Consider the following 10,928-nt stretch of genomic DNA (forward strand, 5'->3'; position numbering starts at 1 on the left):
ATTTTGTAGAAATATTTAATTAATTGCAAATCCCAATAGGAGGAAATAGAGTGGTCATTATGAATCAGGAAATCAGGAAGCTCTATGCCAGGATTGAGACATTGGAAAAGGAAAATAACATTTTGACTAATGACAATTCATCTGGATATGATTTATTCTCTCACTCAAAAGATGGAATTTTAATTTTTGACAGCGAGGAGACAATAGTTGATGTCAATCCATCATTAGCTGAGAGTATAAAGATGGATAAACAGCAGCTGATAGGCAGGGGCCTGTATGAAATCGTGCCGGAAAACAAGCATTTCAAGCTAGAAAAGCAAAAGGAGCTATTAAAGAAGAATAATAGTGTCAGGGGAATCCTTCCAGTATATAGCGGCAGAAGTATTATAGAGTTTGATTTTACTACCAGTGCTCTTAATGAGAGCGGTCTTTATATGTGTATATTAAGAGATGTCACGAGTAAGCGGCGCCTTGAACGGAAAGTGAAAAAGAATGAAGAGCTATATGCGGACCTGTTTATAGAAGCTCTGGATGGCATCATTTTTTGGTGTGGTAATGGCGAAATCATCGATGCTAATGAGGCTGCTTGCCGGATTTTTGAATGTACACATGATGAACTGATCAAAAGACAGGTAAAAGATTTTGTCTATGAAAAATCGGAAAGATACAGAAACATTGTTAAAGAGATGTTCATTAAGGGCTCAATAAGGGATGAGCTTGTTTTTCTAATGCCAAATGGACAGTTTAAATCTTTGGAGTTTACAGTGAAATTGAACTCTGTTGAGGGCTACCATATGACAATCTTCAGAAATGTCAGTGAGCGTCACGCCATGGAAAAAAGCTTAAGGGAAAGCGAGCAAAAATTTCGGATGATATTTGAAGGAGCTCTTGAAGGTATTCTTCTATGGAACGATCAATTTCAAATAGTCGATATTAATCAATCAGGCCAGAAAATGCTGCAGATGTCAAAAGAGGATCTTGCAGGGATATCACTGCATAGTATTTTGAATGATTGCAATATAACTGATGATGAGTTAAAAGAGCAGATAAGAAGCATACACTCTGAGGGGCAATCAGACGGGAATCTTTCCATTACTTTAAAATCAGGCAGAAAGAAATTTTTTGAGTTTTCCAACAAGCTGAATATTTTTTCTAATATCAGTATGACCACATTTAAAGATATAACTGAGAAGCTGGAAATGGAAGAACAGCTTCGGAAATCAGATACCTTAAATGTCATTGGAGAATTGGCAGCAGGGATTGCACATGAGATCAGAAATCCGATGACGGCCCTTAAAGGCTTTATACAGCTTTTGGAGGGGAGTGTAAAAGAAGATCATACCATGTATTTCAATGTGATTACCACTGAGCTCAGCAGAATAGATTCTATTATTAATGAATTTCTTATTCTTGCTAAGCCTCAAGCTGTCAAATTTGTAGAAAAAGACATTTCACAAATTATGAAAGAAACAGTCGATCTCCTTAGTGCCCAGGCCGTACTGCACAATGTTCAATTCAGAACTTATTATGAACAGAACCTGCCCAGGGTTTTCTGTGAATCCAATCAAATGAAAAAGGTTTTTATCAATATAATAAAAAATGCAATTGAAGTCATGCCTAAGGGTGGATTTATTACAATATCCATTCAAAAAGAATCGGACCAAAAAGTTCATATATCCATAGGGGATGAAGGAACTGGAATTCCTGAACATAAAATAAAAAAGCTTGGTGAGCCTTTCTATACTACAAAGGAAAGAGGTACTGGACTTGGCTTAATGGTTACATATAAAATTATAGAAGAACACAAGGGAACAATTGAAGTGGAAAGCAAATTGGGCCAAGGAACTGTTTTCCACATCTATTTGCCCACATAATAAAGGCGGGAATGAAATGACAGGCAGAGTTTATTCTAAAAAAATGACACCGGCTGGAGACATTTACATCGTAGCAGAAAATGGAATCCTTTTGGCTTTATACATGGGGGAAGCTGATTTTCTGGAAGGGGAAGAGCTCTCATCATTGCAATTTAATCCCTCTGACTCTTTGTTAAACAAGTGTGCTCTCCAGCTTGAGGAATACTTTGACGGACATAGAAAGGAGTTTGATATCCCAATTGACCCTAATGGAACAGAATTTCAAAAAGCAGTATGGAAAGAGCTTTGCCTCATCCCATTTGGCGAGACAAGGAGCTATCACGACATTGCTGTTAAAATAGGGAAAGACAAAGCTGTGCGGGCCATTGGACAGGCAAATAAGGCCAATCGCCTTCCAATCATTATTCCTTGCCATCGTGTGATCGGCAAGAATAAATCACTAACCGGGTATGCAGGCAGCAGGACAGAAATTAAAGAAATATTATTATCCCTTGAAGGGGCCAATTATGCTAAATAGTTATCAAATCACCATTTTAAGGTGATTTTTTTTGATTTTTCAAATTCTGTTGACGAAATAAAGCATATTCGATTAATATCTAATTAGATGATAATCGAAATGAGGTAGGTATTTATGCAATTAAATCGCTTAGTGGCTTTTTATAAGACTATGGGAGACCCAACCAGAATCCGGATTGTTTTTCTTCTTGCCAAAGGGCCGCTGCATGGACAGGCGATAGCCGGAAAGCTTGGCTTAACCCCGCCTACCATTACGCATCACCTAAATAAACTGCGGGAAATAAACCTGGTATATCAAAGAAGAGATAAAAATACTGTTTATTTTTATTTAAATGAATCTGTACTGAAACACCAGTCAGGTGTTCTTGCAAAATTGGCAGATAAAGAGGAGGTTAAAAAAATGGAGGAACAAAATTCCGAAAATCAGAAGGTTATTGAAAATTTCTTTACCAGTGATGGAAAGCTGAAGAATATTCCAGCCCAGAGAAAAAAGAAACTGATGGTTTTTGAGCATTTAATTAAAGGCTTGAAAATGGGCAAAAAATATGAAGAAAAAGAGCTTAACGAATATATCAAACAGTATCATGAAGACTATGCTACTATTCGCAGAGAATTTATAATCAACCATTATATGTACCGTGAAAATGGCATTTACGAGTTAAACCCTCCTGAAATGTGGGCAAAAATAGAAGGGTAAGCAGGGGCCCTGGCAGGGCCCGCTGCAAAGTCCTTATCGGTAATAATCCGGTTTGCGGTCATCAAAAATCGGAATTAAGCTGCGGACTTCCTTCACTTGATCCAGGTCAATTTCACCATGAAGGATTTCTTCAGTTTCAGAGCCTTCAGCAAGTACATCACCCCAAGGGTCTATAATCATCGAATGGCCAGCAAAGACATTAGCAGGATCAGAGCCGGAACGGTTGCAGGCAATGACATAGCATTGGTTTTCAATGGCACGTGCAATCAAAAGCGCACGCCAATGTGCAAGCCGTGCCAATGGCCATTGGGCTACTACAAATAAAGCTTCTGCACCCTCTGCTGTATGGCTCCGCACCCACTCAGGAAAACGGATATCATAACAGATCATTCCTGCAAATTTCCTATTGTCCAGAGAAAATTCTCCTCTGGCTGACCCTCCTTTCAAATAGAGATGCTCATTCATAAGCTTAAATAAGTGCAGCTTGCTGTATTCATGTATAAGGTCTCCGTTGTTATCTACAATCAGCAGCGTATTGTAAATGCCCTCAGCTGTTTTCTTTGCAACAGAACCGCCAATCAGATGGACCTTATTTTTTTGTGCTGTCTCTTTCAAAAAAGCCAGAGCGAAGGCTGCATCCTGGTCCGCAATTTCATCCAATCTGGTCAAATCATAGCCAGTCGTCCAAAGCTCCGGAAGAACCAAAACGTCCGGATTGGACTTAAGCGCTTTATGAATCATGGATTCAGCCGCTTTAAAATTCTTTTCAGGTTTTCCAAAGGCAATATCCATTTGTAAACAGGCAACCTTTAATTTCATTTAACTCCCCCGCAATCATCTTTTGCTTATGTTATGATTAGTCCGATAGATAGAAATTTTCTAAATTTTACTTTACAACTTATCATTTACGTTATATCATTTGTGACTATATTTTCAATCATTTTTTTTAAGCAGGTGACCAATTTGATTAATTATCCGCAATCAGAACTATTAAAAAGTCTGCCAAAACAGTTTTTTGCCTCATTGACAGCTAAGGTGGGTAAAAAGCTTGAACAGGGTCATGATATCATCAACCTGGGACAGGGAAATCCTGATCTGCCTACCCCGGAGCATATTGTCAAGCGTCTTCAAAGTGCAGCCGAAAACCCTCAAAACCATAAGTATTCTCCTTTTCAGGGTTACCCGTATTTAAAAAAGGCAGCAGCTGACTTTTATAAAAGGGAATATGATGTGGATTTGGACCCCGATACTGAAATAGCCATCCTTTTTGGAGGTAAAGCCGGCCTTGTAGAAATTCCTCAATGCCTTTTAAATCCCGGGGACAGTGTATTGGTTCCGGACCCGGGATATCCTGATTATTGGTCAGGGGTTGCGCTTGCTAAAGCAAAAATGGTAACAATGCCTCTGAGAGAGGAAAATAACTTCTTGCCAGTATACAGTGAATTGACAGCTGAGAAGCTTCATTCAGCCAAATTGATGTTTCTTAATTATCCAAACAACCCTACTGGAGCAGTGGCAAACATTGATTTTTTTCAGGAAACAGTTGAGATAAGCCGAAGCCATGGCATTTGCGTGGTTCATGACTTTGCATATGGCGGAATTGGATTTGACGGAAAGAGACCTGTAAGCTTTCTTCAGGCAGAAGGGGCAAAAGAGGTTGGAATAGAAATTTATACTCTTTCAAAGACCTTCAATATGGCAGGCTGGAGAGTGGGATTTGCAGCTGGAAATGCAAGCGTTATTGCCGCACTGAACCTGATGCAGGATCACCTTTACGTCAGCTTGTTTGGAGCTGTTCAGGAAGCTGCGGCAGCTGCTCTGTCAGACTCCCAGGATTGTGTAAACGAGTTGAATTCAATCTACGAATCCAGACGAAATACTTTCATTTCCGGTCTCAGGGAAATTGGATGGGATGTACAAGCTCCTAAGGGCTCTTTTTTTGCATGGCTTAAGGTCCCGAAATCATTTACATCTGAAGGGTTTTCTGAGTATCTCCTGGAAAAAGCGCATATTGCAGTTGCCCCCGGCAATGGGTTCGGGCAGTTTGGAGAAGGATTTGTGAGAGCCGGTTTGCTTACATCTGAAGAAAGACTTAAAGAAGCGGTAAGAAGAATACAAAAATTAGATCTATTTTAATTTTTTTGAAATTAAATTAGATTGCTATGCAAACCTCTTCATAATTGAAGGGGTTTTTTATTTTTTTGCTATAATAAATGGATTTTTTTTACATAAAGTTTTTTATCAAATACTGTTGGTTTACGTTTTTTTAAGTAGCAAAAGCTGTCGAAGACCAAGGGGTCTGATGTAAGATTATTGTCGATTAAAATTAATTGGGAAAAAGATTGTCTAATATTGCGAATCTATTTACATTCATAGAAATTCTTGTAATAATGCTTCAAGTAGACACATTTATATCGGATAAAAGGGATAGGACTAGGAGGAAGAAAGTTGCGCAATAAAAGAATACAGCTGCTGACTGAAATCCAGCAAAAAAGGGAAAAAATGATAGAAACGGCCAGGAAAAGCGGAATGGCGAGCCAGGAAACAGTTCGCTGCAGCCAGGAACTCGATCAATTGATTTTTGAATATCAATGCTTCATTAAACAGGAGAAGGAACAAAAGAAAAGTATGAGAGTTTCATTCAGGCAAATGATTCTATCATGGAAGAAAGCAGTTGTATAAATTGAGCATATATAACAAGGGAGTAAAAAGGATCCGTGAAGGGTTCTTTTTTTTTTGCAGTCTGCCGCAATTCTAGTAATAAACATATTAATTCATTAAAGAAGTACTATGCCTCTTTAGAGAATCATATATCGTAATACAAAGCTTTTTTTATTACTTAAAGTACTCAATACTCATACAAGCTTTAAGTTAAGAGGAGGGAAAGTAAAAAATGCACATAGTTGTGTGTGTCAAGCAAGTGCCTGATACTAAAATCATTAAAATTAATCCCAAAACCAATACCCTTGACCGGCGCAGTGCTCCTGCCATTTTGAATCCTTATGATGCTCATGCAGTGCAGGAGGCTGTGAAAATTAAAAAGGCCCTGGGAAATGGCACCATATCAGTCTTATCCATGGGACCTCCACAGGCCGTGGCAGTTATTAAGAAAAGTATCGAAATTGGGGCGGACCGCGGATTTTTAATTTCCGACCGTGCATTTGCCGGTGCCGACACATTGGCAACAAGCTATGCTCTGTCTAAAGCTTTAGAACGTATTTCAAAAGATATGCCTGTGGATTTGGTTATATGCGGAAAGCATGCCATTGATGGAGATACCGGCCAGGTTGGGCCAGGTATAGCAAGGCGGCTGGATATTCCGCCTGTCACCAATGTGATCGAAGTAGCTGAAGTTAATGAAAGTGAAAAAACGATTCTGATCAAAAGGAAAATCACGGACGGATATGAATTAATTCAAGCTCAAATCCCTTGCTTGCTGACCGTTGAAAAAGAGATTAACAGCATAGAATATTCCCCTATGCCTAATATGATAAAAGCTGCCAGGTATGAGCCGGTCATCTGGTCTGTAAATGATCTTGAAGAAGTGGACCGCACACAGCTCGGATTGAAAGGATCACCTACAATAGTAGGTAAAATGTTTACCCCTCCAAAACCGGAAGGCGGAAAAAGGCTGGAAGGGAATGCAGACGAACAGATTCAGCAGCTGATAGAGCTTCTTAATGATAAAAAAGAGCTATTTGCAGGTAAATAACAGTAATAAACAGGGGGGATTTACATGATGGATGAGTACCGGGGAGTATGGGTATTCATAGAACAAAATGATGGGAAAATTGAAGGGGTTTCCCTTGAACTGCTCGGTGCAGGCAGGAAGCTTGCAGATAAACTGGAGGTGCCTCTTTCAGGTGTGCTGCTTGGGTATGAAATAAAGTCTTTAAGCCGGGAGGTCATCGCATATGGAGCTGATCAGGTTTATGTAATCGACCACGAAGTTATGAAGGATTACCGGACAGAATCTTATATGAAGGCAGTTATCAATCTTGCCGAAAAATATAAACCAGAAATATTTCTCTATGGGGCTACTTCCAATGGTAAAGATTTAGCCAGTGCAGTTGCCACAGATCTCAGCACTGGATTGACTGCTGATACTACCATGCTGGATGTCGAAGTAGAAAAGAGGCTGCTTGAAGCAAGCCGCCCGGCATTTGGAGGAAATATTATGGCAACCATCCTTTGCAAAAAACACCGTCCGCAAATGGCTACTGTCCGTCCTAAGGTTATGAAGGCAATGGATCCGGATCCTGATAGACATGGTGAGGTTATAGAAGAACCGATTACCTTAAAAGAAGATGAGATGCGCACAAAGGTGATAAAAATTGTGAAGGATGTCACAAAAAAAGTGAATTTAGCTGAAGCCCATGTTGTCGTTGCAGGCGGAAAAGGCATGGGTGATCTTCAAAACTTCCAGCTGATCCATGAACTGGCTGACACCATTGGAGCGACCGTAGGGGGTACAAGGGATGTAGTGGAGGCCGGATGGCTGCCCCATGAACAGCAGGTAGGGCAGACAGGAGAAACCATTACACCAAAGATCTATTTTGCTATTGGGATATCAGGGGCGATTCAGCATGTTGTAGGCATGAAGAATTCGGAGTTTATTATTGCGATTAACAAGGATCCACAAGCCCCCATATTCGATGTAGCAACATACGGTATCGTGGGTGATGCACTTGAAATTGTTCCGAAGCTGATTAAAGAATTCAAGGAAGCAAGAGAAAGAGGGGGTGAAATGAGCTATGTCTGAAAAGTTTGATGTCATAGTGGTCGGTGCAGGCCCTGCAGGGACTTCCTGTGCTTACACCTGCGCTAAAAACGGCCTGAAAGTCCTGCAAATTGAAAGAGGAGAATATCCGGGCAGCAAAAACGTAATGGGCGGAGTGTTATACCGTAAGCAAATGGAGGAAATCATTCCGGAGTTTTGGAAAGAAGCACCATTAGAACGGCCTGTCATTGAGCAGCGATTCTGGATGATGGATAAAGAATCGGCAGTGAGTTTTGGCTATAAAGGTCTTGAGTGGGGGAAGGAGCCATATAATAATTTTACAGTGCTCCGGGCGCCATTTGATCAATGGTTTGCAAAGAAAGGGGTTGAGCAGGGCGTTCTATTAATAAATGAGACGGTCGTGCTTGAGTGTCTGACTGAAAATGGAAAAGTAGTTGGTGTAAGAACTGACCGACCTGATGGAGATATATATGCAGATGTAGTGGTTTTGGCAGATGGTGTGAATTCACTGCTGGCAAAACAGCTTGGCTACCATAAAGAATTCCGCCCTGATGAAGTGGCGCTGACAGTAATGGAAGTCATTAATCTTTCTAAAGACAAGATCAATGATCGTTTTAACCTGGAAGACAACCAGGGCTGTACGATTGAAATTTTCGGGGACTCTACGAAAGGCAATCTCGGCACAGCTTTTATTTACACCAATAAAGATAGCATTAATATTGGTGTGGGAACAACGCTGTCAAGCATGATCAAGGCAAAGCTTAAGCCTTATGACCTGCTGGATTATTTAAAAACACACCCTATGGTAAGACCTTTAATAGAAGGGGGAGAGTCTGCTGAATATCTGGCTCACTTGATTCCTGAGGGAGGCTACCATTCGGTGCCGAAAGTGGCCGGTAATGGTGTCCTTCTTGCAGGTGATGCGGCACAGCTGGTTAATGCCATTCACCGTGAAGGCTCCAATATGGCCATGGCTTCGGGGACGATGGCTGCAGAAACCATCATTGCCGCCAAAGAACGGGGTGATTTTAGCGAAACGAGCTTGAATCAGTATAGGGAAAAGCTCTATCAAAGCTTTATTATTAAGGACCTGGAAAAATATAAAGATGCCGCACACACATTTGAACACTACCCGCAGTATTTTAAGGAATATGTTCCAATGCTGAACAGGGCAGCGAATAAATTCTTTACAGTTGATGGAACTCCGAAGAAAGATAAGCAAAAAGAAATTATGAAGAGCTTCACCAGTGAGCGCGGGACTATTCGTGTACTTCAAGACATGTACAGGGCATGGAAGGCGGTGAAATAATGTCAACGAAAACGATCGAAGAAAAGCAATATTTAGTTCGTTTTAAGGCAGATACAAAATCACATCTTACTGTATTGGATCATGATATCTGTATGACAAAGTGCCCCGATAAAATATGCACCATTTTTTGCCCGGCTGAGGTCTACAAGTGGGAAGGGTTAAGAATGCAGGTCGGTTACGAAGGATGTCATGAGTGCGGCAGCTGCAGAATAGGATGCCCGTATCAGAATATTAAATGGGAATATCCGAAAGGCGGCCATGGAATAGTATTCAGGCTTGCCTAAATCAGCCTTTAGGATCACAAAAAAACCGGCCATCAAATTGGCCGGTTTTGAAAAGGGGGGATGAAAAAGGCTTTGTCTTTCGGTACATGTCCATTATAAATTTGAAATATTAAAAAACTATTAACAAGGTATATATAAATTATGAATTCTAAAATGATTTTTTAAACTGACGCGTTAATGCTTTTGAGTAATAGTGCTTTAGTAACTTAATTTTTCAGGCAGAATTTGTTAAACTGAATCTGGTCGAACTATTTTAGTTGACCCCCTATAATCTGGAGAGCTTAGTTTGTCTAGGCTCTTTTTTTTATTGTATTAAATTATTGTTGGGTTTTAATTAGAAGTAGAATTTACCTATATGTATGTTATTTCACATGCGAGGGTAAAAAAAGATGGAGCAAAGGAGAAGTGATTTTTTGAGGCTAGCTGATTTTTTCTTCTCTATTTAAAAAACTGAACTGAGAGTCTTTGACATTGGCTTCAATTTCTCTGGCATGTTCAAAAGCTTTATGGATGCATTCATGAAGGGATGAAGAATATAGTACTTCATTCCATGAAAAGCTTCCTTCAGAATCTGATGGATAAATGGTTACTTTCCAGCAATAAAACTCTTTTTCCTGTTCTTTAAGCTGACCTTCCAGAGCGATTAGCCAATGGGTTTGCCCAGTGGAAAGGAATGAGTCAGCTGAATTGGCTGGAATAAGGCATTTTTGATAAAATTCATAAAAGTTTGGCATATGCATTTTTAATCCCTCCTAACATTTTACAGGGTTCAGCTGCGCCGATATAAAGATAACTTACCTTTATTATATGGCAAAAAACGAGAAGATTGCACAAAATTATTTAAATTTTTAGAAAATTTTTCAGGAATGCACAAAGTGATGGGCATCACAACAATCCTGACTGCCATTTTTTATACTGAACCTATAATAGATAGGAGGGGTTTTGGGATGGAAGGCTGTATGAGCTCCATGATGGGAAATGGACCAATCAAGCTTAGCAAAGGGCTGAAACAGCTAAAGGAGGAGCATCCTCCTCTTTTGGCAATGCTTGAAGAGCTGCTTCAAATCACAATTAAAATGGAGGAATCTCCAGATAAAGCTCTTTTTGAAAAATTAACTGAACATGTACGAAATTTCTGCAGTAAACTTGATCCGCATTCAGAAAGGGAGGAAGGTGTCCTTTTCCGCATGATGGAAGAATACCTTGGAAGAGGAACAGGCCCTATCGCGGTTATGGAGTATGAGCATGATCAGGCTAAAAGCTGTATTAAAGCCTTCTTAGGAGCAGCGGAAAGAGCAGAGCACTTAACTGAAACAGAAATGGCCGAACACTCCGGGCTGATTAAAAAGGCATACTATACTCTGACACAGCACTTTTCTAAAGAAGAAAACGTCCTATTTCCAATGGCAGAAAATCTTCTTACTGAAGACGAGAAAGAAGAGCTATATATTAAAATTCAGCAAATTTAAAGAGGAGGGAGCACCTCCTCTTTTTTTATGTCTAGCTT

The 10,928-nt window shown here is 40.0% G+C and carries 12 protein-coding genes; 10 read left to right on the forward strand and 2 right to left on the reverse strand.

Annotated elements, in window-relative coordinates:
• Positions 1 to 59 precede the first annotated feature (59 nt).
• The 3 genes from CHI10_RS09250 (at position 60) to CHI10_RS09260 (ending at position 3,087) form a co-directional block, all read left to right on the forward strand.
• Complete coding sequence (locus CHI10_RS09250; RefSeq protein ID WP_286137279.1) at positions 60 to 1,874, forward strand: PAS domain-containing sensor histidine kinase; 1,815 nt, start codon at positions 60 to 62, stop codon at positions 1,872 to 1,874.
• A gap of 16 nt (positions 1,875 to 1,890) precedes the next feature.
• On the forward strand, positions 1,891 to 2,391 hold the full coding sequence (locus CHI10_RS09255) for a methylated-DNA--[protein]-cysteine S-methyltransferase (protein ID WP_095244015.1): 501 nt from the start codon (positions 1,891 to 1,893) through the stop codon (positions 2,389 to 2,391).
• 114 nt (positions 2,392 to 2,505) lie between these two features.
• A complete protein-coding gene (locus CHI10_RS09260) occupies positions 2,506 to 3,087 on the forward strand; it encodes a DUF2087 domain-containing protein (RefSeq protein ID WP_095244016.1) in 582 nt (193 codons plus the stop codon).
• Positions 3,088 to 3,120: 33 nt separating this feature from the next.
• Here the strand turns inward: CHI10_RS09260 and CHI10_RS09265 are convergent, their stop codons facing one another.
• Positions 3,121 to 3,906 carry a carbon-nitrogen family hydrolase gene (locus CHI10_RS09265; RefSeq protein ID WP_095244017.1) on the reverse strand — a complete coding sequence of 262 codons (786 nt, stop codon included), beginning with the start codon at positions 3,904 to 3,906 and terminating at the stop codon, positions 3,121 to 3,123.
• A gap of 144 nt (positions 3,907 to 4,050) precedes the next feature.
• Here CHI10_RS09265 and CHI10_RS09270 point away from each other — a divergent pair, with 144 nt between their 5' ends.
• From CHI10_RS09270 to CHI10_RS09295, 6 genes are all read left to right on the forward strand, one after another.
• On the forward strand, positions 4,051 to 5,223 hold the full coding sequence (locus tag CHI10_RS09270; RefSeq protein ID WP_095244018.1) for a pyridoxal phosphate-dependent aminotransferase: 1,173 nt from the start codon (positions 4,051 to 4,053) through the stop codon (positions 5,221 to 5,223).
• A 312-nt stretch (positions 5,224 to 5,535) separates the two neighbouring features.
• A complete protein-coding gene (locus CHI10_RS09275; protein ID WP_095244019.1) occupies positions 5,536 to 5,769 on the forward strand; it encodes an aspartyl-phosphate phosphatase Spo0E family protein in 234 nt (77 codons plus the stop codon).
• A gap of 211 nt (positions 5,770 to 5,980) precedes the next feature.
• Positions 5,981 to 6,799 (forward strand): electron transfer flavoprotein subunit beta/FixA family protein, encoded by an 819-nt coding sequence (locus CHI10_RS09280; protein ID WP_095244020.1) that lies wholly within the window; start codon positions 5,981 to 5,983, stop codon positions 6,797 to 6,799.
• 24 nt (positions 6,800 to 6,823) lie between these two features.
• Positions 6,824 to 7,849 (forward strand): electron transfer flavoprotein subunit alpha/FixB family protein, encoded by a 1,026-nt coding sequence (locus tag CHI10_RS09285; protein ID WP_095244021.1) that lies wholly within the window; start codon positions 6,824 to 6,826, stop codon positions 7,847 to 7,849.
• Positions 7,842 to 9,137, forward strand: a complete 1,296-nt coding sequence (locus CHI10_RS09290) for an FAD-dependent oxidoreductase (RefSeq protein ID WP_095244022.1) — start codon at positions 7,842 to 7,844, stop codon at positions 9,135 to 9,137. Before CHI10_RS09285 ends, CHI10_RS09290 begins: the two co-directional genes overlap by 8 nt.
• Entirely contained in the window at positions 9,137 to 9,421 is a 285-nt protein-coding gene (locus tag CHI10_RS09295; protein WP_019381639.1) for a ferredoxin family protein, read from the forward strand. The genes CHI10_RS09290 and CHI10_RS09295 overlap by 1 nt, the downstream gene beginning before the upstream one ends.
• A gap of 419 nt (positions 9,422 to 9,840) precedes the next feature.
• Here the strand turns inward: CHI10_RS09295 and CHI10_RS09300 are convergent, their stop codons facing one another.
• Positions 9,841 to 10,161 carry a hypothetical protein gene (locus tag CHI10_RS09300; protein ID WP_095244023.1) on the reverse strand — a complete coding sequence of 107 codons (321 nt, stop codon included), beginning with the start codon at positions 10,159 to 10,161 and terminating at the stop codon, positions 9,841 to 9,843.
• Between the two features lie 207 nt (positions 10,162 to 10,368).
• Here CHI10_RS09300 and CHI10_RS09305 point away from each other — a divergent pair, with 207 nt between their 5' ends.
• Positions 10,369 to 10,890, forward strand: a complete 522-nt coding sequence (locus CHI10_RS09305) for a hemerythrin domain-containing protein (protein WP_286137276.1) — start codon at positions 10,369 to 10,371, stop codon at positions 10,888 to 10,890.
• Positions 10,891 to 10,928 lie beyond the last annotated feature (38 nt).

The sequence above is a fragment of the Bacillus sp. 7894-2 genome, from assembly GCF_002272225.1.
Taxonomy (GTDB): domain Bacteria; phylum Bacillota; class Bacilli; order Bacillales; family Cytobacillaceae; genus Cytobacillus.